General features: G+C 68.6%; 22 protein-coding genes. 15 read left to right on the top strand and 7 right to left on the bottom strand.

From position 1 onward, the window contains the following. Nucleotides 1-52 precede the first annotated feature (52 nt). From ACZ562_RS20675 to ACZ562_RS20720, 10 genes are all read left to right on the top strand, one after another. On the top strand, nt 53-1,408 hold the full coding sequence (locus tag ACZ562_RS20675; protein ID WP_471181027.1) for a PfaD family polyunsaturated fatty acid/polyketide biosynthesis protein: 1,356 nt from the start codon (nt 53-55) through the stop codon (nt 1,406-1,408). 270 nt (nt 1,409-1,678) lie between these two features. Then, on the top strand, nt 1,679-2,761 hold the full coding sequence (fabD, locus tag ACZ562_RS20680; protein ID WP_471181030.1) for an ACP S-malonyltransferase: 1,083 nt from the start codon (nt 1,679-1,681) through the stop codon (nt 2,759-2,761). A gap of 46 nt (nt 2,762-2,807) precedes the next feature. After that, a complete protein-coding gene (locus ACZ562_RS20685; RefSeq protein WP_471181033.1) occupies nt 2,808-4,067 on the top strand; it encodes a hydroxymethylglutaryl-CoA synthase family protein in 1,260 nt (419 codons plus the stop codon). Then, the gene (locus ACZ562_RS20690) at nt 4,055-4,840 is read left to right on the top strand and encodes an enoyl-CoA hydratase/isomerase (protein ID WP_471181035.1); all 786 of its coding nucleotides are present in this window, start codon (nt 4,055-4,057) and stop codon (nt 4,838-4,840) included. Before ACZ562_RS20685 ends, ACZ562_RS20690 begins: the two co-directional genes overlap by 13 nt. Nucleotides 4,841-4,843: 3 nt before the next feature. Further along, nucleotides 4,844-5,599, top strand: coding sequence for a polyketide synthase (locus tag ACZ562_RS20695; RefSeq protein ID WP_471181038.1), 756 nt, complete (start codon nt 4,844-4,846; stop codon nt 5,597-5,599). 4 nt (nt 5,600-5,603) lie between these two features. After that, entirely contained in the window at nt 5,604-5,849 is a 246-nt protein-coding gene (locus ACZ562_RS20700) for an acyl carrier protein (RefSeq protein ID WP_471181040.1), read from the top strand. Continuing rightward, nucleotides 5,830-7,086 (top strand): beta-ketoacyl synthase N-terminal-like domain-containing protein, encoded by a 1,257-nt coding sequence (locus ACZ562_RS20705; protein WP_471181042.1) that lies wholly within the window; start codon nt 5,830-5,832, stop codon nt 7,084-7,086. The genes ACZ562_RS20700 and ACZ562_RS20705 overlap by 20 nt, the downstream gene beginning before the upstream one ends. Nucleotides 7,087-7,135: 49 nt before the next feature. Continuing rightward, the gene (locus tag ACZ562_RS20710) at nt 7,136-8,101 is read left to right on the top strand and encodes an acyltransferase domain-containing protein (RefSeq protein WP_471181045.1); all 966 of its coding nucleotides are present in this window, start codon (nt 7,136-7,138) and stop codon (nt 8,099-8,101) included. 35 nt (nt 8,102-8,136) lie between these two features. Continuing rightward, nucleotides 8,137-9,039, top strand: a complete 903-nt coding sequence (locus tag ACZ562_RS20715) for an SDR family NAD(P)-dependent oxidoreductase (RefSeq protein WP_471181047.1) — start codon at nt 8,137-8,139, stop codon at nt 9,037-9,039. Nucleotides 9,040-9,116: 77 nt separating this feature from the next. Continuing rightward, a complete protein-coding gene (locus ACZ562_RS20720) occupies nt 9,117-10,469 on the top strand; it encodes an acyltransferase family protein (protein ID WP_471181050.1) in 1,353 nt (450 codons plus the stop codon). A 122-nt stretch (nt 10,470-10,591) separates the two neighbouring features. Here the strand turns inward: ACZ562_RS20720 and ACZ562_RS20725 are convergent, their stop codons facing one another. The 4 genes from ACZ562_RS20725 to ACZ562_RS20740 all read right to left on the bottom strand — a co-directional run bounded on the left by ACZ562_RS20725 (nt 10,592) and on the right by ACZ562_RS20740 (nt 14,938). Beyond that, complete coding sequence (locus ACZ562_RS20725; protein WP_471181052.1) at nt 10,592-11,344, bottom strand: 4'-phosphopantetheinyl transferase family protein; 753 nt, start codon at nt 11,342-11,344, stop codon at nt 10,592-10,594. A 33-nt stretch (nt 11,345-11,377) separates the two neighbouring features. Next, nucleotides 11,378-11,746: a DUF4180 domain-containing protein gene (locus ACZ562_RS20730; protein ID WP_471181055.1), complete on the bottom strand. Its 369-nt coding sequence runs from the start codon at nt 11,744-11,746 to the stop codon at nt 11,378-11,380. Nucleotides 11,747-11,893: 147 nt separating this feature from the next. Beyond that, nucleotides 11,894-13,567, bottom strand: coding sequence for an IclR family transcriptional regulator domain-containing protein (locus ACZ562_RS20735; protein WP_471181057.1), 1,674 nt, complete (start codon nt 13,565-13,567; stop codon nt 11,894-11,896). A gap of 66 nt (nt 13,568-13,633) precedes the next feature. Continuing rightward, a complete protein-coding gene (locus tag ACZ562_RS20740) occupies nt 13,634-14,938 on the bottom strand; it encodes a M6 family metalloprotease domain-containing protein (RefSeq protein ID WP_471181059.1) in 1,305 nt (434 codons plus the stop codon). A gap of 279 nt (nt 14,939-15,217) precedes the next feature. Here ACZ562_RS20740 and ACZ562_RS20745 point away from each other — a divergent pair, with 279 nt between their 5' ends. Both ACZ562_RS20745 and ACZ562_RS20750 read left to right on the top strand, forming a co-directional pair. Continuing rightward, nucleotides 15,218-15,862, top strand: coding sequence for a TetR/AcrR family transcriptional regulator (locus ACZ562_RS20745; protein ID WP_471181062.1), 645 nt, complete (start codon nt 15,218-15,220; stop codon nt 15,860-15,862). Nucleotides 15,863-16,065: 203 nt separating this feature from the next. Beyond that, nucleotides 16,066-17,613: an MFS transporter gene (locus ACZ562_RS20750; protein ID WP_471181064.1), complete on the top strand. Its 1,548-nt coding sequence runs from the start codon at nt 16,066-16,068 to the stop codon at nt 17,611-17,613. Nucleotides 17,614-17,736: 123 nt separating this feature from the next. On the opposite strand, the gene ACZ562_RS20755 is transcribed toward ACZ562_RS20750, so the two are convergent. Further along, on the bottom strand, nt 17,737-18,246 hold the full coding sequence (locus ACZ562_RS20755; RefSeq protein WP_471181066.1) for a MarR family winged helix-turn-helix transcriptional regulator: 510 nt from the start codon (nt 18,244-18,246) through the stop codon (nt 17,737-17,739). Between the two features lie 125 nt (nt 18,247-18,371). Between ACZ562_RS20755 and ACZ562_RS20760 the strand changes: the two genes are divergently transcribed. After that, nucleotides 18,372-19,163: a dioxygenase family protein gene (locus ACZ562_RS20760; protein WP_471181069.1), complete on the top strand. Its 792-nt coding sequence runs from the start codon at nt 18,372-18,374 to the stop codon at nt 19,161-19,163. A gap of 218 nt (nt 19,164-19,381) precedes the next feature. Here the strand turns inward: ACZ562_RS20760 and ACZ562_RS20765 are convergent, their stop codons facing one another. Next, nucleotides 19,382-19,912, bottom strand: a complete 531-nt coding sequence (locus tag ACZ562_RS20765) for a GNAT family N-acetyltransferase (RefSeq protein ID WP_471181072.1) — start codon at nt 19,910-19,912, stop codon at nt 19,382-19,384. Nucleotides 19,913-20,119: 207 nt separating this feature from the next. On the opposite strand from ACZ562_RS20765, the gene ACZ562_RS20770 reads away from it, so the two are divergent. Together ACZ562_RS20770 and ACZ562_RS20775 are read left to right on the top strand one after the other, a co-directional pair. Further along, the gene (locus ACZ562_RS20770) at nt 20,120-21,139 is read left to right on the top strand and encodes a sigma-70 family RNA polymerase sigma factor (RefSeq protein WP_471181074.1); all 1,020 of its coding nucleotides are present in this window, start codon (nt 20,120-20,122) and stop codon (nt 21,137-21,139) included. 347 nt (nt 21,140-21,486) lie between these two features. Next, nucleotides 21,487-22,233, top strand: a complete 747-nt coding sequence (locus tag ACZ562_RS20775) for a TetR/AcrR family transcriptional regulator (protein WP_471181529.1) — start codon at nt 21,487-21,489, stop codon at nt 22,231-22,233. Nucleotide 22,234: 1 nt separating this feature from the next. Here the strand turns inward: ACZ562_RS20775 and ACZ562_RS20780 are convergent, their stop codons facing one another. Next, nucleotides 22,235-23,200 (bottom strand): helix-turn-helix transcriptional regulator, encoded by a 966-nt coding sequence (locus tag ACZ562_RS20780; RefSeq protein WP_471181076.1) that lies wholly within the window; start codon nt 23,198-23,200, stop codon nt 22,235-22,237. Between the last annotated feature and the right edge of the window lie 141 nt (nt 23,201-23,341).

Genomic DNA, 23,341 nt, shown 5'->3' on the forward strand with positions numbered 1-23,341 from the left:
CCCGGAACGTGGGGAGCGGCCGTGTCCGGGCCGTCGAGCAGGGGGACGCGGTATGGAAGGTGCGGCACGGAAGCTCGGGTGCGAGGTCTTCCGCAGGGACTTCGGCATCGATTTCGCGTATCTGTCGGGGTCGATGTACCGGGGGATCGCCTCGAAGGAGCTGGTGGTCGCCATGGCCCGCGGCGGCTTCATGGGGTTCCTCGGCGCGGCGGGCCTCCGCCCCGAGCGGGTGAGAGGTGACATCGCCTTCATACGACGAAACCTGACGCCCCATCAGTCGTTCGGCGTGAACCTGCTGTGCAACCTGCAGGACCCCGCGCGAGAGACGGCCAACGTCGAGCTCCTGCTCGCCGAAGGTGTGCGTTTCGTAGAGGCGTCCGCCTTCGTCAAGGTCACCCCGGCCCTGGTCCGGTTCCATCTGAGCGGGCTCCGCAGAGGCCCCGGTGGCGGCATCACACGTGACACCCGGATCCTCGCCAAGATCTCCCGGCCCGAAGTGGCCCGCGAGTTCATGAAGCCCGCACCCGACGACATCGTGGCGCTCCTGCTCGCCGAGGGCAGGGTCACTCCTGAACAGGCCGCACTGGCCCGGAATGTGCCGGTGGCCCAGGATCTCTGCGTGGAGGCGGACTCGGGCGGACACACCGACCGGGGTGTGCCCACGGTCCTGCTGCCGTCGATGCAGAGCCTGCGCCGCGACATGACGAGGGAGTACGGCTACTCAGAGAAGATCCGCCTCGGGCTCGCCGGGGGGATCGGCACGCCGCAGGCCGTCGCCGCCGCCTTCACGATGGGCGCGGACTTCGTCATGACCGGTTCCATCAATCAGTGCACGGTGGAGGCCGGGATCAGCGATGCGGTGAAGGACCGGCTGCAGGGCATCGACGTACAGGACACGGACTACTGCCCGGCCGGTGACATGTTCGAGATCGGCGCGCTGGTACAGGTCATGAAGAAGGGCGTGCTCTTCCCCGCCCGGGCGAACAAACTGTCCGCCCTCTACAAGGCCTATGACTCCTGGGAGGAAATCCCGGCGGGCACCCGGCGGCAGATTCAGGAGACGTACTTCAAGAAGAGCGTCGACGATGTCTGGCTGGAGACCCGGGAGTACCTGGAAAGGACGGGCCGGGTCGCGGAGATCGAGCGTGCCGAGCGCAGCCCGAAGCGCAGGATGGCGCTCATCTTCCGCTGGTACTACGGCTACAGCAGCCGCCTGTCCTTCTCCGAGCCCGAGCGCGACCCGGCGAACGTACAGGTCCACACCGGCCCCGCACTGGGCTCCTTCAACCAATGGGTGAAGGGAACCCCGCTCGCCGACTGGCGGAACCGTCATGCGGACCGGATAGCGGCGGAACTCATGCGGGAAGCCTCGTCGATCCTCACGGAGCGTTTGCATGCACTTACGTGAAGGCCCGTTTCCGCGCGCAGTTGAATGCCCGGTGCCGGCCGAAGTCTATTGCGCTGGCCATAACTCGCGTTCAGAGCATATGGTTTGACGATACGTCACTCAGGGCCGGGCGAGCCGGGGTCGGTGAATCCCGCAGAGCGCCGCGTGCACTTCCGGAACGGGGCCGGACGGGGCGTTCACTACGGTGCCCCCCGCCTCACTCATTCGTCTCAGGACGAGTAGTTCAGTAACCATCGCCAAAAGACTCCGCATGACGAGAAAGGGTTCTCCATGAGGGCGTATGTCTTCCCCGGACAGGGATCGCAACGGAAGGGAATGGGTGATTCCCTTTTCGACGAGTTCGAGGAGCTGACCCGGGCCGCCGACGCGATCCTGGGGTACTCCGTCAAGGACCTCTGCCTTGAGGACCGCGAAGGCCGGCTCAACCAGACCCAGTTCACACAGCCGGCGCTCTACGTGGTCAACGCCCTGTCCTACTACAAGAAGATCCGGGAGACCGGACAGGTGCCGGACTTCGTGGCCGGGCACAGCCTGGGGGAGTTCAACGCGCTGCTGGCGGCCGAATGCTTCGGTTTCGAGACGGGCCTGCGCCTGGTGAAGAAGCGTGGCGAGCTGATGGCTCAGGCGTCCGGCGGCGGCATGGCCGCCGTCCTCAACGCCTCGGAGAAGGAGATCCGGACGATCCTGGAGCAGAACCGGCTCACCTCCATCGACCTGGCGAACTACAACACGCCGTCGCAGATAGTGATTTCGGGTCTGACAGAGGACATCAAGGCCGCGCAGCCGCTCTTTCAGACCGGAAACCACCTCTTCGTGCCTTTGAACACGAGCGGCGCCTTCCACTCCCGCTACATGGAGCCGGCCCGCGCCGAGTTCGCGGATCTGCTGGCGGACACGCCCTTCTCCGAGCCCCGGATCCCGGTGATCGCGAATGTGACCGGGCGGCCGTACGAGAACCACAGCGTCAAGGAGTATCTGGCGAAGCAGATCGTCAGCCCGGTGCGGTGGACCGACACCGTGGAACACCTGCTCGGCCATGAGGGCATGGAGTTCGAGGAGGTCGGGCACGGGAACGTCCTGACCAAGCTGGAGAAGAAGATCCGCAGGGAGCTTCCGGACCAGAGGAAGAACACGGCACCCGTCGAGGGAAAGCCGATCTTCTCGGCGGCCGAACTGGTTCGGCAGTGGAACGAAAAGCATGCGGTCGGCACTCGTGTCAGGTCCACGGCCGGCGACTACGAAGACTTGCGGACCGCCACCGAGGCGACCGTTCTCTTCGGGCACCGTGCGGCTGTCTACATGAGTGGGTACCGGGGGTACTTCGATCTCAAAGAAGTCGAGCCCATCAACTGAGCAGTGAGCAGATCGAGTTGACCAGGAAGGCCCCAGGGAGAAATTGATGACGACCGTCGGAATCGAAGCGCTGAATGTCTTCGCAGGCACCTGCCACGTCAATGTGGAGAAGCTGGCGATCCACCGCGGCCTCGACACCGCGAGGTTCGACAACCTTCTCATGAAGGAAAAGACCGTTGCATTGCCCTATGAGGACCCGGTGACGTTCGGCGTCAACGCCGCCAAGCCTCTCATCGATGCCCTGCCCCCGGAGGAGCGGGACCGCATCGAGCTGGTCATCACCGCGACCGAGTCGGCCTTCGACTTCGGCAAGTCCATGAGCACGTACTTCCACAACCTGCTCGGGCTGAACCGGAACTGCCGTCTCTTCGAGATCAAGAACGCCTGCTACTCGGGTGTGGCGGCTCTGCAGATGGCGGCGAACTTCATCCTCTCGCAGACCTCGCCGGGCGCGAAGGCCCTGGTCATCGCCACGGACATCACGCGCTTCATGGTGGCCGAGGGCGGCGACGCGCTCTCGGAGGACTGGTCGTTCGCCGAGCCGAGCGGCGGCGCCGGCGCCGTGGCGATGCTCATCAGCGACACCCCGCACATCTTCCAGATCGATGTCGGCGCAAGCGGCTACTACGGCCACGAGGTGATGGACACCTGCCGTCCGCTGCCCGACAGCGAGGCGGGCAACGCGGAGCTTTCGCTGCTGTCGTATCTCGACTGCTGCGAGAACGCGTTCCTGGAGTACCAGCGGCGCGTCGGCGACGTGGACTTCGTCGACAGCTTCGGCTACCTCGCGTTCCACACGCCCTTCGGCGGGATGATCAAGGGAGCACACCGCAACCTGATGCGCAAGCTCCTCAAAGCGCGCCCAGCGGCGATCGAGGAGGACTTCCGGCGCCGGATGCACCCGGGCCTGACCTACTGTCAGCGCGTCGGCAACATCATGGGCGCGACCACGATGCTGTCGCTCGCCAGCACCATCGACAACGCGGATCTCTCGGCCCCGCAGCGTGTCGGTGTCTTCTCCTACGGCTCCGGATGCTGCTCCGAGTTCTTCAGCGGTGTGGTCCGGCAGGACAGCCAGGACCGGCTGCGCGGGCTCGCCATCGAGAAGCACCTGGACCAGCGGTACGAGCTGGGCATGGACGAGTACGACATGTTGCTCAGGACCAACCACGCGGTGAAGTTCGGCACGCGCAACGTCGACCTCGACACCACCATCGTGCCGGCGGCCAGGACCGCGCTCGGCAGGGAACTCCTGTTCCTGAAGCGGATCGACGAGTTCCACCGGGAGTACGAGTGGGTTTCCTGAACGCCGCCGAGTACGACACGGTCAAGGTCAGGTTCGAGAACGAGATCTGCTTCCTCCAGATCCACCGGCCCGACGCCGACAACTCGATCAACCGCCGTCTGGTCGAGGAGTGCACGAAGGTCGTGCGTTTCTGCGAGGAGCACGCGAAGGTCCTCGTCCTCGAAGGCCTGCCCGAGGTGTTCTGCTGGGGCGCCGACTTCCGGGAGATCAGCACCCCGGAGGACGGCGGCAGCCATGAGCAGTCGCACGCCGAGGCGTTGTACGACCTGTGGCTCGCGCTCGCCCAGGGCTCATTCGTCTCCATCGCGCACGTCCGAGGCAAGGTCAACGCCGGAGGCCTGGGGTTCGTGGCCGCGTGCGACATCGCCCTGTGCGAGGACAGGTCGGTGTTCAGCCTTTCGGAGCTGCTCTTCGGTCTGATGCCGGCGTGCGTCATGCCGTTCCTGATCAGGAAGGTCGGCCACGCCAAGGCCAACTACATCACGCTCACCACCCAGCCGTTCACCGCCGAACAGGCGCTGAACTGGCAGCTGGTGGACGCCAGCGACAAGAACAGCGGAAACCTGCTGCGTAAACACATTCTGCGCCTTCGGTATCTGCCCAAGAGTGGAGTGGCTCGCCACAAGAAATACCTGCGGAATCTCGACAACACACTGGTTGCGGCCCGTGAGAAGGCCGTCGAGGCCAATCGGGAGGTGTTCTCCGACAAGGAGAACCTGCAGAAGATAGCGCGCTATGTGGAAACGGGTCTGTTTCCCTGGGAGGAGGAGTAGGGCATGCAGGGCGCAGCACCTGTGGACTATCAGGAGATCGGCCCACACGTCGTTCAGATCACCATGCAGGACAAGGTGCACAAGAACACCTTCTCCGACCAGCTCATCATTGGCCTGAGTGAATCTTTTGAAAAGGTCAAGGCCAATGAGCAGTGCAAGGTGGTCATCCTGACGGGCTACGGCAACTACTTCGCCAGTGGCGGCAGGAAGGAGAGCCTGCTGCAGATCCAGGAGCGGCGGATCAGCTTCACCGACTCCGACATCTACGGCCTGGCTCTTGACTGCCCTGTTCCCGTCATTGCCGCCATGCAGGGACATGCCATTGGCGGCGGCTTCGCGATGGGGCTCTTCTCCGACTTCGTGATCCTCAGTCAGGAGAGCATCTACACGACGAACTTCATGAAGTACGGCTTCACGCCGGGCATGGGCGCGACGCTGATCCTGCCCAGGAAGCTCGGATTCAGCCTGGCCGAGGAGATGCTGCTCGCGGCGGAGACCTACTACGGCCGTGACCTCAAGGAGCGGGGGATTCCGTTCCCCGTTCTGCCGCGGGCGGAAGTCCTGCCGTACGCCGTCGAGTTGGCCGAGACCATCGCGGCGAAGCCGAGGGTCTCACTCATCACACTGAAGGACCATCTCGTGTCCGAACTGCGCGCGGAGCTTCCGGGCTTCATCGACCGCGAGGTGGCGATGCACGAGAAGACCTTCCATCAGCCCGAGGTCCGTGACCTCATCAAGTCCCAATACATAGAGGGTTAGCAGAATGCCGAACCAGGACGTCTTCGACCGGATCGTGGAGAACACTCGCGAGGTCCTCCCCGAACTCGAGGACCATGCTTTTGTCGCCGATGACTCGCTGCGGGATCTGGGGGCCAACTCCATCGACCGGGCGGAGATCATCATGATGACGCTCGAGTCGCTCTCGCTCAGCATCCCGCTGGTCGAGCTCGCGGACGCCGGGAACATCGGTGAACTCGCGGATCTCATCCATGGCAAGTCGCATTCCTGACCAGCGCGATGTCGTCGTCACGGGCCTCGGCGTTACCGCCGCGGTGGGCCAGGGCAAGGACGACTTCATCGCCGCTCTCCTCGACGGCCGCCATGCCTTCGGCACCCTGCGGCGCCCTGGGCGACAGGCGCCGGCCGCCTCCGTCGCCCAGGACGGCTCCGCAACCGCCTTCCTGGGCGCCGAGATAGCCGAGTTGGCCATGCCCGACAGCATTGCGCCGAGGGTGCTGCGCACGGCCTCCCTCTCGTCGAAGGCCGCCCTGGCCACCCTCGACGAGGCCTGGCGCGAGGCCGGCCTGGACGATGCCGATCCGTCCCGCATCGGTCTCGTGATCGGCGGATCCAACGTCCAGCAGCGGGAGCTCACGCAGCTTCACGCGCGGTACGCGGAGCGGCCCGAGTTCCTGCGTCCCACCTACGGCATGGCCTTCATGGACACGGACCTGTGCGGGTTCTGCACGGAGGCCTACCCGATCCGGGGTTTCGCCCACACACTGGGTGGGGCCTCGGCCAGTGGCCTGCTGGCCGTACTCCAAGCGGTGCGGGCGGTGCAGTCGGGCCAGGTCGACGTGTGCGTCGCCATGGGGGCGCTCATGGACCTCTCGTACTGGGAGTGTCTCGCGTTCCGGGCCATGGGGGCCATGGGCTCGAACCGCTATGCGGATGACGCGGCGGCCGCGTGCCGCCCGTTCGACCGGAACAGGGACGGCTTCATCTTCGGTGAGGCGTGCGGTGCGGTCGTCGTCGAACGGGAGGGGGGCCGCCGCCACCCCGCGCCGTACGCCCGGTTCCGCGGTGGCGGCACGGCGATGGACGGCAACAGGAACCCCAATCCCTCGCTCGAAGGCGAGGCCGGTGTGGTCCGGGCGGCGCTGCGGGAAGCCGGCCTGCCGGCATCCGCGGTGGACTACGTCAATCCCCACGGCACCGGCTCGCCCACCGGCGACGAGATCGAGTTGCAGGCGCTGAAGCAGTGCGGCCTCACCGACGCCCGGATCAACGCGACCAAGTCGATCACAGGCCACGGTCTGACCGCGGCGGGCACGGTGGAAGTGATCGCCACGCTGCTCCAGATGAGGGCGCAGAAGCTGCACCCCACCCGCAATCTGGCGGATCCCATGGACCCGTCGTTCGACTGGGTGGGGCAGGAGGCGGAGCCGTGCGCGTTCGAGACGGCCGTCAGCCTCAGCATGGGCTTCGGCGGCATCAGCTCTGCGATCTGCCTGCAGAAATGCTGATCGCCGCCGTGCACGTGGCCACGCCAGAGACTGATGGGAAGCACCCGCGATGACCCAACCAACTGTGTTCATGTACTCGGGCCAGGGATCCCAGTACTTCCACATGACACGCGAACTCTACGAGCGGCACCCGCGCTACCGGCTCTGGCTCGACCACTGCGACGACATCGCCTCGCCCATCCTGGGGAAGTCGCTGCTGGACACGGTCTTCGATCCGGACCGGCACAAGAGCGATCCGTTCGACTCGCTCGCGGACTCCAACGCGGCACTGCTGTGTGTCGAGTACAGCCTGACCCGGGTGGTCCAGGAGATGGGCCACCAGGCCGACTTTCTGCTCGGCTACAGCCTCGGGGAGATCACCGCGGCCGTGGTCGCCGAGGTGTTCTCGCTGGAGCTCGGCATCTCCGTGGCGGTGGAGTTCGCACGGCTGCTCGCCGACGCCACTCCGCGTGCCGGCATGCTGGCGATCGTCGGCTCGCCGGAACTCATGGAAACCCGTGCGTCTTTGTTCGCGGGCTGCTGGGTGACGGGCCGCAACTTCGACGGCAATTTCGTGGTCAGCGGGCGGGTGGAGGATATCGAGGAGGCCGAGCGCGCCATGGAGCGTGAGGGCATCCTGTGCCAACGGCTGCCCGTGAACTACGGCGTGCACACGGAACTCATCGACCCCGTCAGGGACAAGGCCCGCAGTCTCCTCGGCACCCTGGACTTCTCCCCGCCGCGAATTCCGATCGTCTCCGCCGCCTCGGCGGGCCTGGTCGATTCCTTGTCGACCGACGGACTGTGGGCCGCGATGAGGCAGCCCGTGGAATTCAAGGAAACCGTCGAGAAAATGACCTGCGAGAGAGACGTCACCTTTGTCGATCTCGGCCCCAGCGCCACACTCGCAACGTTTGTGAAGTACATCCTTCCGTCGGGGAGCGGCTCGGTGCAGATGAGTACCGTAAATCGTTTCGGTAACGACCTGAAGTCGATGGGCGAATTTCAGCAGCAGATGGCCTCGATACGAGGCTGAAAAGATCAAATCGTGGTCCTGGAGGGGAAACGGTCATGGCAGCGCAGAACACAATCAGAACGTACGACGGAGCCACCGCGATCATCACCGGTGGAGCGTCGGGTATCGGCCGCGCACTGGCAGAGGCTCTTGCGGGCCGAGGCTGCGAGGTCGTCCTGGCCGACCTGCAGATCGAGCAGGCCGAGGACGTGGCCGCCACGATCCGCGCGGCCGGCGGCAAGGCGACGGCGGCCAGGCTGGACGTCACCGACTACGCCGAGTTCGAGCAGCTGGTCCAGGACACGGTCGGCCGGACCGGGCGCCTGGACTATCTGTTCAACAACGCCGGCATCAGCCACGGCATGGGCGCGGGAGCCCGGCACTACCGCATCGAGGACTGGCGCCGCATCATCGACGTCAACCTCGGCGGCATCGTCAACGGGGTCCAGGCCACCTACAACGTGATGATCGAGCAGGGCTTCGGGCACATCGTGAACACTGCCTCCATGGCGGGCCTGGTCCCGAGCCCCGGCACCACGTCCTACGTGACCACGAAGCATGCCGTCGTCGGCTTGTCGAACAACCTGCGGGCCGAGGCCGCCCAGCTGGGAGTACGCGTGAGCGTGCTGTGCCCGGGCGTCATCCGGACCCCGTTCATCGAGGGTGGCGAGTACGGCCGTGAGGTCGACGGGGTGACCGGCGAGCAGTCCCGGGAGATGTGGGAGGAGAAGAAGCCGATCTCCCCCGAGGTCTTCGCCAAGAAGGCGCTGGACGGGGTCGCGAAGAATGAGGGAATCATCGTGGTTCCCGGCTTCTGGAAGCTGTTCTGGTGGCTCTTCCGGCTGTCGCCGTCGTTCTGCCTCAACATCGCGACGAAGAACTTCAAGGACCTCGGGCGCAGCGCCGCTCCCGGCGGCAGGACCAGTGAGGACGACGTGGCCGTCGACGCAAAGAAATAGCGCAACTGCCGCGGTGTCCGGCCTGGATGACGCACCCCTTCCGTTGTTCGACCCGCCTGAATCGTCAATGAGGAAAAATGACACAAGATAGTGGCGGCAGGTCGGTTTCCGTATCTGCCGATGCTGCGGCTCCGAAGGTCCCGAAGGCCCGGAAGCACACTGAGACTTCGACGGCTCCGAAGGCCCCTTCGGAGCGTTTTCATGCCCTGGACGCGCTCCGCGGATTCGCTCTGCTGCTCGGTGTGGTGCTGCACGCGACGCTGGCTTTCGTTCCCGGCTTCACGTACACGGGCTGGCCGATCGTCGACAACTCCCCGAGCACACCGCTCGCGATGGCGTACTTCGTCATCCACCTCTTCCGCATGCCGGTCTTCTTCCTGCTGGCCGGCTTCTTCGGCAGGATGCAGTACAACCGGCTGCGGGCGAAGGGGTTCTTCAAGGAGCGGAGCAAGCGCATTCTCCTGCCGCTGCTCTTCGGCATCGTGCTCGTCGCTCCGATGAACGTGATCCTGCTCGCCGTGGTGCTCGGGATCAAGGAGCCGGTGACGAGCCTGCTGCCCGCGCGGGAGATCGTGCCCGTCCCGTTGGCACACCTCTGGTTCCTGTGGGTGCTGTACTGGTTCTATGTGGCGGTCCTCGTCGGGCACAAGGTGTTCGCGCCGCTGCGCAAGGGCAGGAGCAGCACGTCCGAAAACGGTGTCGAGCGGGCCCTGTCGTGGGTCTGTGCCCGTGGGTTCGAGCCCGTCGTCCTGATGGTGCCCGTGGCCGCGTGCCTGTACTTCTTCAAGCAGTGGCACCTGTGGGAAGGCCTGCCCACGCCCAACACGGACCTGGTGCCGCAGCTCCCGACGATCGTCGGCTATTCCGTCGCCTTCGCGTTCGGCTGGTTCGTGCACAAGCACTCCGACCTCCTGCAGGTCTGGCGCCGGAGGTGGGTGGGCTATCTCACCGCCGCGGTCGTCGTGACAGCGGCCACGGCCGTGCTCGGCGACTTCGAGCCGCAGTCGTCCCTCGCCACCGTCCACGGCGCGCTCGAACTGGAGCCGCTCACCGGCACGACCAAGCTGCTCTGCGCGCTCGGCTACGGGCTCGCCGGCTGGCTCTGGACGCTCGGGCTCATCGGTGCCGCGCTGCACTTCTTCTCGGGTTTCAACGCGTGGCGGCGATACATGGCGGACGCGTCGTACTGGGTGTACATCATCCACATGCCCCTGGTCATGGCGCTGCAGGTGGCCGTGCGGGACTGGCCGCTGCACTGGAGCGTCAAGTACCCGCTCATCCTGGCTGTGGCGCTGCCACTGCTCTTCCTGAGCTACCACTACCTGGTGCGCTCGACCTGGATCGGCGCGATGCTCAACGGGCGGCGCTACCCGCGGGCTCTGCCCACCGATCCCGCGGCATCGAAGGCGGACACCCGCGCCGGCGGCTGACCGGGTGGGGCGAACCGGCCGCCGCCGCGCGGCGGCGGCCCGGAGCCGTTGCGTGACCCCACAGCGTCGATCCAGGAGGAGGCCGGTCGCCGGCCTGCACTCCTGTCAGGCTCCCGGGCGCCTCAAGCGGTGCGGCGGCGCAGAGTCGCCGGGTCGCTGTCCGGGGAGCCGGCCGAAACAGTTTCGCCCGTCCCCGCCCCGCACGAGGGCGCGGCGGCTGTCAGTGCGATCGCGGTGACGACGAGGCCGGCGCGGCACAGCCAGCGGCCGCTGAATACCTCCAGGCGTTCGCCGCCGACGACCGGCCCCGGAACGAGTAAGCGTGCGGAGAACGTCCCTGAGCCGGGCTCGATGTGCAAATCTGCCTCGCCGAAGTCGAGTTCGCGCTCGGTGAGCGGATACCAGGTCTTGAACACCGCCTCTTTGGCACTGAACAAGAGCCGGTCCCAGCAGATTTCGGGTGCCGCATCCGCCAACTCGGCGATCCGGGCGCGCTCTTGAGGCAGCGAGATGAACTCCGGCAGGCCTTCCGGCAGCGGGGCATTGGGCTCGGCGTCGATGCCGAGTCCCAAGAAGTCGGAGGAGTGCCCCACAACGGCGGCCCGGTACCCGGCGCAGTGGGTCATGCTGCCCACGACGCCCGCGGGCCACACGGGTGCGCCGCGCTCCCCCGACACGAGAGGTGCGGCTGGCACCCGCAGCTTGTTCAGGGCACGTCGTGCGCACATGCGGACGTTGGCGTACTCCTGTCGGCGCTTCGGCAGGGCGCGCGCGATGGCGGCGGCTTCCTGCGGATACAGCGCGGACACGGCCGATTCGTAGTCGGTGAACGTATGAGCGGTGGCGGCGGGTGAAGGTATCAGTTCATCGATCACGACGGTTCTGTAACCCCGTTGCGCTTGAGCGGCTCAGGCGATGGTCTGCAGGCGGGCGTCGAGGGCCTCGACATCGGGAAGGAACCAGACGTGGTTGGACGCGTTGCTCTCGTGGACAAGAGCCCGCAGCGCGGAACTGGCTTCCAGGTGGCGGGAGATGTCACCGATAACGGCCAGGCGAACCCGGTAGTTGACGAACTTCTGCATGATTTCGCCGGCGAAGCGAGTGCCCAGGGAGAAGAACTGCTCGTCCAGCCGTTCCGCGGGAACGGCCACGACCTCGGCGCCGAGGTACACCGAACCGATGAGGTCGAGCCCGTCCTGCATCGTGGACACGCGTGGTCCGGCCGGATCGCACATCAACACCTGCACGCCATTGCGTTCCTGCACCACGTCCGGCACCGCTGGCCTCCAACTCGATTGCCCGGCATCTCTGTTGACCGTTTCCGAATAATAGCGGTCAAGATCTTTTCCCGTTGTGGACCGAGTCGTTTTTCCGCCTGGGCGCCCCGGCGGGGGTGGACACGGCCGGGTTCGAAGGCGTGCAGATCAAGTCAGGGGGACCCGGGTGAATCGGCTCGCCATGTGGAGGTCCGCCTCGATGCGGGCGGCCGTGGCCGTCAGCTCGGGGAGGATCTCCTCGACGCATTCCTCCAGCGTGCGGCGCGCCGCGTGGAGGGCCACGTTCGCGGCGGCGGCCACCCGGCCCGTGCGGTCGCGGACCGGGACGGCGATCGAGCGCAGACCCTCCTCCAGTTCCCGGTCGACCAGGGCGTAGCCCCGTGCCCGTACGTCGTCCAGTGCCGGGTCCCCGGCAGTCCGCTGCTCCTTCAGCCCCGCCAACAGCACCCTCCCCGGCGCCGTCGCCCGCGCCGGCACCCTCGTGCCGACCGTGATGTCCACGCTCATCACGCGGCCCGTCGCCGCGCGTGCCGTGTACTGGATCTCCTCGGCCGAGTCCGCCGGTACCGCCAGCGCCGTCGATTCCCCGATTCGGGTGGACAGGTCCGTCAGGTGGGGGGTGGCGATCCGGGGGAGGGACGTGCGGGAGAAGGGGGCGAAGCCCAGGGAGAGGACCTGGGGAGTCAGGGAGAACGTGCGGTCCGAAGGGGCCGGGGTCACCAGGCCCAGGTGTTCGTAAGTGATCAGCGCCCGGCGGGCCGTCGCGCGGGCCAGACCCGTCGCTCTGGCCACCTCCGTCAGCGTCAGCCGTGCGCGGCCTTCACCGAACGCCGTCAGCACCGTCAGGCCGCGGGCCAGTGACTCGATGAACTCCCGGCCCAGTTCCTGCTTCGACGCTCCCGTCCACGTCGCCAGTCCCGCGGGTGCCGGTCCCGGTTCGGCCGGCGGAGCGAGGCGCAGGTCCCGTTCCATCTCCGTCACCGCCGTCCTCAGCCGGGGCAGCGTGTCGCGCAGGTTCGTCACCGTGTGACGGCTCGTGTGGCTCACCACGCTTGCCACGCAGGCGATCCGCCCCGTTCCCGGATCCCGTACGGGTACGGAGACGGCGACCAGTCCCGGTTCGATCAGCTGGTCGTCCAGGGCCCAGCCGCCCTTCCGCGCCTGCGCGGCACGGCGTTCGAAGTCCTTGTCCGGCAAGGCGTGTTCGCGTGGCGGTACGGCCGGGAAGGCCCGGTCCTCCGGGTCCGCCGCCCGGCGCTCCCGCCAGCCCTGCCACGCCTCCTCCGTCCACTCGCTCGCGAACAGCGGGCCCGGTGCGGTGCGTTCGGCCGGGAGCAGGTCGCCGATGCGGAAGCTCAGGGGCATCGCGCGGCGGCGGGTGGCCTGGTGGATGAAGCGGATGCCGTCGCCGTCGCCGACCGCCAGCGACACCGACTCGTCCAGCTCGTCGGCGAGGGCGTCCGCGTGGGCGTCCAGCAGGGCGGGCAGGCGCAGGGCGGCCAGATACGCGTTGCCCAGCTCCATCACGCGGGGAGTGAGGACTACGTCCCGGCCGTCGAGACGGGCGTACCCCATGCGGGCGAGCGTGGACGTGATCCGGTCGACCGTGGAGCGGGCGAGGCCGGTGGCCCGCTCCAGCCCGCTCAGGCTCAGCGTTCCGTCCGCCTCGGTCAGCTCCCGCAGCACGGCGATGCCACGGATCAGCGGCGTGACGGCCTCGGCCGGCACGGCGCGCTCGTCGGTCGCGGCGCGCTGATCGGTCGCGGCGCGGGAGTCGGACTCGGCGCCTTCGCGGGAGTCCGTCGTGTGGGTGGCGGGCATCGCTTCTCCGGTACGGCGGTCACGGCAGCCCTACCGTAATCCGGCAGGCCGCCGAGCCGCCCGCGACTACGTCCGCGTGACCAGCACCCGGTAGTTCCCCGCCACATCCGCCCCTGCCACCGTGATCCGGATCTCCTTCCCCGGATCCCTGAAGTCCTCGCCGGGCGTGAGCGGTGCGTCCGAGAGTTCCGCGTGGACGTTGGGGCTGCGGGTGCAGCCGCCGCTGTCGTGCCGGGAGTCGTACACCCTCACCGGGCCCTGGCCGGTGTCGACGTCCGCCTCGACCTGGTAGATCAGCACGCCGGGCCGGCAGACGGTCTCGTCGTTGCCTCCACGGGTGCGCAGTTCGACGGCGTATCCGTGGCGGGCGTCGACGGGGACGAAGATCAGCTTCACCCCGCCGGCGCGCGCCAGCGGTGTCAGCGTGTACTGCGTCGTGCCCGGCCTCGCCGCGCAGTGCACCTGCGAGGCGTCCAGCCAGCCCAGTTTCCACTTGTGCCAGGCGAACAGGTCGTTGTTGGCCCCCCAGTCCTCGCTCATGATGTCCCAGTGACCGACCGCGCCGCCGCCCTCCTGGGTGTAGAGGTCGGGCAGGCCGAAGACGTGGCCGTTCTCGTGGGGCAGGACGCGGTAGCCGGTGCGGTGGTAGGTGCCGGAGCCGTCGTCCTGGCGGGAGTAGACGAAGGACGCGTTGGCCACCGGGACGCCGTCGGCGACCGGAGCCTCCGTGTTGCCGGCGAAGGTCACTGACAGGACCGTGTCCAGTGCGGAGGGGCCGGCGTTCGGGGTGATCAGCACGTTCAGGAAGTCGTACGACCGGAAGTCGATGTCGGCGTCGGTCGCGGCCACGATGTCCTGGACCAGCCGGCGGTAGCCCGGGTCGAAGGGAGCGCCGCGCTCTATGCCGTACTCCCGGAACGGCTTGGGCATCCGCAGCCAGGTGGGGATCGGGGTCTCGGGACGGTAGTCGAGACGGCCGTAGGAACTGGTGCGGAACCACTGCTGGGTCTGCGGGAAGAACTCGTGGAAGCGGTCGAGCGCGCTGCCCTGGCCGGGCGCGTCGGGGAAGTCGACCATCAGGGTGAGGGCGCGGACGGTGCCGGTGGAGCGGGAGTAGCCGCCGGGCGTCGGGACGCCCTCCGACATCTGGACGGCCGGGCCGCCGTTGATCATGCAGGGGCCGAGTGCGGTGGAGCGAGCCACGGTGACCGGCCCGGATCCGGCCGCGGTGGGGCCCTGGGTGAGGTGTCCGGTGCCGGCCGAGGTGCTGACCGCGAGGGTCAGGGCCGTTACGGCGGCGAGGGCGGCCACGCGGCGCGGGGATATGTGGCGGCGCGGCGGTACCCGGGGGTCCTCAGGCTGCGGCTGCATGCACGGCCTCTCACTCCAGGCAGCCGCCGGTCACCGGCTGCACCCTCTCGATCACCCTGTGCCGACGGGTCGGCAGGCGCTCGCTGGAGGGGCCGAACGTGGGTTTCTCCTCCCGACGGGGTGTGACTCAGGTCACAGGAAATCTCTTCGAAGGCGGGAAATAACCGGGGAGCGTTTCCCCGTTTAGACGTGTGTCCGCGCGAAACGGGGAAACCCTCCCCGGATCACCGGCCCGCCACAACAGTCCACTCGTCCGTCCACTCGTCCGAGGAGTACGCCGTGCAGACCGCGACCTCCGTGCAGCCGAAGGCGACCCGGCCGCGGGCCGACGCCCTGCGCAACCGGGAGCGGATCGTCACCGCCGCCCGGGAGATGTTCGTCGAACTCGGTCCGGACGTGCCGCTCGACGACATCGCCCGCCGGGCTGGTGTCGGCAACGCCACGGTGTACCGCAACTTCCCGGACCGCGACGCACTGGTCCGCGAGGTCGTCTGCTCGGTCATGGACCGTATGGCGGAGGCGGCCAGACTGGCGCTCGCCGAGACCGGCGACGCCTTCGAGGCGCTGGAGCGCTTCGTGCACGCCGCCGCCGACGAGCGGATCAGCGCGCTGTGCCCGATGGCCGACAGCACCTTCGACAAGCACCACCCCGAACTGGAAGCCGCGCGGGAGCGCATCGAGCAGCTCGTCGAGGAGCTCATGAGCCGCGCCACGGCCGCCGGACAGCTCCGCCCCGACGTGGGCGTCGGCGACCTGATGGTCGCCGTGGCCCAGCTCAGCCGGCCCCCGGCCGGCACCGGCTGCCTCATCCACGACCGCTTCGTACACCGACATCTGCAGCTGCTCCTGGACGGACTGCGGGCCCCGGCCCGCTCCACCCTGCCGGGCACGGCCGCGACCATGGAGGACCTGCGCCAGACCTGACCCCAGCCGCAATCCGGAATCCCGCCCGAGACGCCACCCGAGTTCCCGCCCGAAGAAATCAGTCGACCTGACCGGTCGGATCCGGGCACCTCGCCCGTCACCCACACCAACGACTGTCCGGCCGTCCGTCCCCGACGGCGAGCCACCCCTTACGACACCTTTCCGGTTTATTTCCGTCACGAAGTCCCGAAATGGGTACCCCCATGTCCGAAACAGCCTCTAAGGCCCCCGGCGGCACCGCCGGCGCACTCGACGCCAACCGCTGGAAAGCGCTCGTCTTCATCGCGCTCGCCCAGCTGATGGTCGTGCTCGACGCGACCATCGTGAACATCGCCCTCCCGTCCGCCCAGCAGGACCTGGGGATCTCGGACGGCAACCGCCAGTGGGTCGTCACGGCCTACGCCCTCGCCTTCGGCGGTCTGCTGCTCTTCGGCGGACGCATCGCCGATCTGTGGGGCCGCAAGCGTGCCTTCGTCGCGGGGCTGGTCGGCTTCGCCGGCGCCTCCGCGCTCGGCGGCGCGGCCACCAACGAGGCGATGATGTTCGGCGCCCGCGCGCTCCAGGGCGCGTTCGGCGCGCTGCTCGCGCCCGCCGCGCTCTCGCTGCTCGCCGTGATGTTCACGGAGGCCAAGGAGCGCGCCAAGGCCTTCGGCATCTACGGTGCGATCGCCGGCGGTGGCGGCGCCGTGGGCTTCATCCTCGGCGGTGTCCTCACCGAGTACCTGGACTGGCGCTGGACGTTCTTCGTGAACATCCCGTTCGCGGTCGTCGCGGCCGCCGGCGCGTACTTCGTCATCCGTGAGCCGGAGGGCGGCCGCAACCGTTCGCCGCTCGACATCCCGGGTGTCGTCCTGTCCACCCTCGGCCTGGTCTCCCTCGTCTACGGCTTCACCCGCGCCGAGTCCGACGGCTGGGGCGACTCCATGACGATCGGCCTGTTCATCGCCTCGGCCGTCCTGCTCGCGGCGTTCATCCTCACCGAGGCCAAGGTCAGGGCCCCGCTGCTGCCGCTGCGCGTCGTCACCGAGCGAAACCGCGGAGGCGTCTACCTCTCCCTCGGCCTCGCGATCATCGCGATGTTCGGCCTGTTCCTCTTCCTGACCTACTACCTGCAGATAGTGAAGGGCTACTCGCCGGTCAAGACCGGCTTCGCCTTCCTGCCGATGATCGCGGGCATGATGGTCGGCTCCACGCAGATCGGCACCCGCCTGATGACCCGGGTGGCTCCGCGCCTGCTGATGGCTCCGGGCTTCCTGGTCGCGGCGCTGGGCATGCTGCTCCTGACCCAGCTGGAGATCGGCTCCTCGTACACCGGGGTGATCCTGCCGTCGATGGTGCTGCTCGGCCTCGGCATGGGTACGGCGTTCATGCCCGCCATGTCCCTGGCCACGACCGGTGTCGAGGCGCGCGACGCCGGTGTCGCCTCCGCGATGGTCAACACCTCGCAGCAGGTGGGCGGCGCGATAGGCACGGCCCTGCTGAACACGATCGCCGCCTCGGCCACGACCGCGTACATCGAGGACCACATCGCCGGTGCGGCCTCCCGGTCGCAGCAGCAGCTGGTTCAGCTGCAGGGCCAGGTGCACGGCTACACCAACGCGATCTGGTTCGCCGTCGGCATCCTCGTGATCGCCGCGACGATCGCCGCGACCTTCATCAACACCGGCCGCCCGGGCGGCACCACGATGACCGGTTCGAGTGAGGGCGAGGGCGTCGGGGACCAGGTGGCGGTGCCGGTGGTCGCCCACTGAGCCCGTCGGCTCACCGAACCCGCTGCCGGCGATCGTTCGGCCGTACCCCTTCGGGCCCTCCGTGCGTACGAGGAAGGGGACGCCCCGTACGTACGACCCTGAGGACCTGCCCTGGTGACGCGTTCAGCGGAGCCAGGGCAGGTCCGCGCCCGCTTCCTTCGGCTGGAGTCCCTCGGCGAGGATCTTCATGATCTCGCCGAGGGACTTCTGCTGTTCCGTGGTCAGCCGTTCGAACACCGCCTGCCGTACGGCGGCCACGTGGCCCGGCGCGGTCCGCTGCAGCACGTCGCGGCCCTGGTCCGTCAGCACCGCGAACTGGCCCCGCTTGTCGGAGGGGCAGTCCTCGCGCCGCACCCATCCGTTCTTCTCCAGGCGCGCGATCGCGTGGGAGAGGCGGGAGCGGGTGATCTTCGCGGACATGGCCAGTTCGGTCATCCGCAGCCGGCGGTGCGGGGACTCGGCGAGCTTGACCAGCAGTCCGTAGTAGATGTGCGGCATGCCCGCGTCGCGCTGGAGCTGGCGGTCGAGATGGTCCTCGAGGAGGGTGGAGGCTTCGACGTAGGCGCGCCAGACGAACTGCTCCTCGTCGGTGAGCCAGCGGGGCTCTTCAGCGGATGCGGGTGCCGTGTTCATGTACTCCACTGTACGAGGATTCTCCTTGAATCTTAAACAAATCGGGCGTAAGCTGCTCAACAGATACGTTGAGAGTTCAAGTAAGTGTCCCTTTCGCACGTGATTCTGCCCAGGGAGTAGCCGCCATGTCCGCCGCCACCCAGGAGCGCATGCCCGCCCTCTACCTCAGTCACGGCGCCCCGCCCCTCGCGGACGACCCCGTCTGGCCCGGCCAGCTCGCGGCCTGGTCCGCCGATCTGCCGCGCCCCAACGCGATCCTCATGGTCTCCGCCCACTGGGAGGAGGCCCCGCTCGCCCTCGGTGCCACCCGGCCGGTCCCCCTCGTCCACGACTTCTGGGGCTTCCCGGAGCACTACTACCAGGTGACGTACGGGGCCCCGGGTGCCCCCGAACTCGCCGAGTCCGTCCGCAAGCTGCTGCGGGCCCCCGGCATGCCCGTGCAGGACATCCCGGACCGCGGCCTCGACCACGGCGCCTACGTCCCGCTCGTCGAGATGTTCCCCGAGGCCGGCATCCCGGTCCTGCAGATCTCCATGCCGACCCTCGACCCGGTCAGGCTCATGGGGATCGGACGCACGCTCGCGCCCCTGCGCGACGAGGGCGTGCTGATCGTCGGCTCCGGCTTCTTCACCCACAACCTGGCCGCGCTGCGGCACACGGGCGGTGGAGTGCCGGCCTGGTCCTCGGAGTTCGACGACTGGGGACACCGGGCACTGGAGGCCCGCGACTGGGACTCCCTGCTGGACTTCCCGCACAAGGCCCCGGCCGGCCGGTACGCCCACCCCCGCACCGAGCACTTCGCCCCGCTGTTCGTCACCATGGGCGCGGCGGAGGCCGGCGGTGAGCTCGACGCGCAGAGGTCCGTGATCGACGGCTTCTGGATGGGGCTGGCCAAGCGGTCGGTGCAGTTCGGCTGACCCCGCCGTCGGGTGGCCGGCCCGGCCGTCGGGGGCAGGGCCTAGGGCGTGTTTCGAAAGTAGCGTCGTCCGCCCGAAGGGCGGGGCTCGCGGCGTCTGGTGCGGTGCATCGCAAGGCGGAGGGTCGCCCGCGTACTGGGCGTACGCGGGCGATCCCGACAACGCGGCGAGGCGCCGTGCCAGGCGTCGCGGGCCAGACGGGACTTTCGAAACACGCCCTAGAGGTCCTTCTCGTACCAGGCGACGTCCCAGTAGCGGCCGAACTTGCGGCCCACCTCCCGGTACGTGCCGACGTGCCGGAAGCCGAGTCGCCGGTGCAGCCGCACGGACGCCTCGTTGGGCTGCGCGATGCCCGCGTAGGCGCGGTGCAGGTCCTCCCCGGCGAGCGCCTCGAACAGGGCCTTGTACAGGAGCGTGCCGACACCTCGGCGGCCCGCGTCCGGCGCGAGGTAGACCGTGACCTCCACGGAGGTCGAATACGCGGGCTTCGCGCGATAGGGGCTGGATGTGGCGTAGCCGAGAATCTCCTGTGAGATCCCCTGCGCGCCCCCCGCGGTGGCAACCATCAGCCGGTACGGGCCGTCTTCAGGGTGGGAGAGGAGCCAAGGGCGGCGCTCTTCCGGAGTGAGCGCGGCGGTATCGAATGTGATGGGCGTCTCGCGTACGTAGTGGTTGTAGATGTCGGTGAGGGCTTCGAGGTCACTCTCGACTCCCGGCCTGACCTGGACCTCTGCACGCTCCGACGGCATCACGCCTCCTCCCGCGGCGGCACAGGGTACTGCATGATCAGAAAAACAGGGGGTCAGCTTGGGAATTCTGTCCGGATTCCAGTCGTTGTTTCCATCGGATGCAGGGCACCCGAGGAGAGTGCCGAGCGTCTGAAGGACCACCGCCGAACCTCCCCCACTCTCGGCTTCGCTCGAGCGGGGGGGACCCCGATACGCAAGGGAGCACGCATGGCAACCCGTGCCGTCGCCCGTCGTCAGTCCGCCACCGGTGGGACCGACGCGGCAAGCAGTGTTCGCGCCCATGGCGGCGAGATCGCCGACCGCGACCTGGTCGGCATGTATCTCGACGAGATCGCGCGTACACCGCTGCTCGACGCCGCCAAGGAGGTCGAGCTGTCCCAGATCATCGAGGCGGGTGTGTTCGCGCGGCAGGTCCTCGACGGGGCTGTGACACTGTCCGCCGCCGCGCGGGGGTCGTCCAGGACGGACGCCACCCGTGAGGAACTCGAGGCGCTGGTCGCCGAGGGGGAGCGGGCCAAGGAGATCTTCATCCGTTCCAACCTCCGGCTGGTCGTCGCCGTGGCCCGCCGCTACCCCCGCAGCGGCCTGCCCCTGCTCGACCTGATCCAGGAGGGCAACGCCGGCCTGGTGCGCGCGGTCGAGAAGTTCGACTACCGCAAGGGCTTCAAGTTCTCGACCTACGCCACCTGGTGGATCCGCCAGGCGATCACCCGCTCGATCGCGGACCAGTCGCGCACCATCCGCCTGCCCGTCCACCTGGTGGAGGAGCTGGGCCGGATCCGCCGAGTGCAGCGCGAGTTCAACCGTGAGAACGGCCGGGACCCGGAGCCCGCGGAGATCGCCGCCGAGCTCGGCTCGACACCGGAGCGCGTCTCCGACGTGCTGGACTGGGCCCGCGACCCGGTCTCGCTGAACATGTCCGTGGACGACGAGGGCGAGACCCAGTTCGGCGACCTCCTTGAGGACACCTCGGCGGTGTCGCCGGAGCAGTCGGTGCTGACGCTGCTGCGCAGCGAGGAACTGGACGACCTGATCGGCCGCCTCGACCAGCGCACGGCCTCGATCATCAAGATGCGGTACGGCATAGAGGACGGCCGGGAGCGCACGCTGACCGAGGTCGGCAAGGAGCACGGCCTGACGCGCGAGCGCATCCGTCAGATCGAGAAGCACGCGCTGCTGGAGCTGAAGAAGCTGGCCCGGGACACGGGCTTCGACGCGGCGGCGTGAGCCACGGCGGTCGCACCGCGTACGCCGGGTGGCGAAAGACCGCGCAAACATGGCGGTGTTACGCCGCTTCAACGGGCGTGGCCACGGGAACAAACCTTCAGGGCCCAGGAGTTCGGGACTTCGGGCCCTGAAGTCCGGGTCCGGGGCCCCGCCCCAGGCCTCTTGATCCAAGTCCTGACGCACTCCCCCCGGCGCCGGGACTCTCCCTGGCCGGGCTCCGGCGCCCCTCCCCCCGGGCGCCGGGGTCCGGCTCGCTTCGTCCCCGGGCGCGTCCGAGCGGCGGGGCACCCCGTACCTGAACACCGGGGTGGCCCGCCGGATGGCAGATTGTGTCACATGGGCATAGCCTGCCGAGCGTGAGTCCCCGCACCTCTGGTCCTTCCTCTCCGTCTCCTCCCTCCGCGTCGGCCTCGCTCACGGAGCGCCGCAAGGCCGCGACCAGGATGGAGATCGCCCGGGCGGCGGCCGCCCTCTTCGCCGAGCAGGGCCTGCGGGCCACCCGCGCCGACGACATCGCCCGGGCCGCCGGTGTCGCCCCGCGCACCTTCTACCGCTACTTCGCCACCAAGGAGGAGGCCGTCGCCCCGCTCTACGCAACGGGTGCGGAGCGGTGGGTGCAGGCGGTGCGCGAGGCCCCCGCCGGACTGTCCGTGCCGCAGGCCCTGGAGCACGGGGTGCGGGACACGCTGTCGCCCGGAGCCGGATTCTCGGCCGGCTCCTGGCAGTGGGTCCGCACCATGATCCGGCTGGCGGAGACGAGCCCCGCGCTGCGCAAGGTGTGGGCGGAGGTCTGCCACACCTCGGAGCGGACGCTGGCGGAGGTGCTCGCGGCACGGATGCCGACGGCCTCCGACAACGTTGCCGAGCCCGATTCTTCAACGCCCGTGTCCGCGCAGCTGTGCTTCGCCGCGGCCGCCGCAAGTGCCGCCGTACGCACGGCGGTCGAGGGCTGGGCTGCGGGCGACGCGCCCGCCGGCGGACCGAACGGGCCGGCCGCGCAGGCGCTGCGGAACCTCGCGGCGCTGCGCGACTTCCCGTGGGAAGGGGTGACGGGCGGCCGGGGCGTGACCCTCCGTCAGGAACCCCGGGCCTGAGTCAGAGGCCCCCGGCCCGGACCATTCGCCCGCCCAACTCCCGTACACACCGCACAAGTTCCTGCGGCTCGTGCACGGTGAACTCGACCCCCAGCATCGCCAGCCGTACCGCCAGCCACTCCGCGGAGTCCCCGGCCGCGGCCCGAAGCCGGCAGCCGCCGTCGTCGAGCGGCTCGGGCGTACCGAGCCAGGCCGGCAGCCGCGGGGCCACCACCTCGGCCGGTGCGGCGAACGTGACCACGAACTCGTACGTCTCCTGTCGCCGGTACATCGACCGCCGCAGGTACTCCGCCGCGCTCCCCGTCGGCAGCTCCCTGGGAGCGAACCGCGCCCCCGTCGCGAACGGCTCGCTCACCCGGTCGACGCGGAAGGTGCGCCAGTCGGCGCGGTCGAGGTCGTACGCCACGAGGTACCAGCGGCGGCCCGTCGACACCAGCCGGTACGGCTCCGTCACACGCCGCGACTCGGTGCCGTCCCCCGCGCGGTAGGCGAACCGCAGCCGCTCCCGTCCGGCCACCGTCGACGCCATCACGGTCAGCGTCTCGGGCGCGATGGTCGCCCCGTCCCCACTGGTCAGCGGTGTCGTCGCGGCCTGGAGGGTGGAGACGCGGTGACGCAGCCGCGAGGGCAGCACCTGCTCCAGCTTGGCCAGCGCCCGTACGGACGCCTCGTCCACCCCCTCGAGCGCGTGCCCCGCCCCGGCCCGCAGCCCGACCGCGATCGCCACCGCCTCCTCGTCGTCGAGCACGAGCGGCGGCATCGCCTTGCCCGCCACGAGCCGGTAGCCGCCGTCGGCGCCCTTGCTCGCCTGCACGGGATAGCCCAGCTCGCGCAGCCGGTCGATGTCCCGCCGGACCGTGCGGCGGGACACCCCGAGCCGGTCGGCGAGCTCGCCGCCGGGCCATTCCCGGGGCGTCTGCAGAAGGGAGAGGAGCTGGAGCAGCCGGGCCGGAGTGTCCGTCGTCATGAGTCCGAGGATGCCGCAGAATTAGGACATGATCTGACCTAATGCGGTCCTAGCTTCGGGGACATGACCTCCACCGAATCCCTTGTGGACAGCAGCTCCGACAGCTCGGACAGCTCGGACAGCTCCGACAGCTCCGACAGC

This window comes from Streptomyces sp. NPDC040410 (assembly GCF_055595715.1).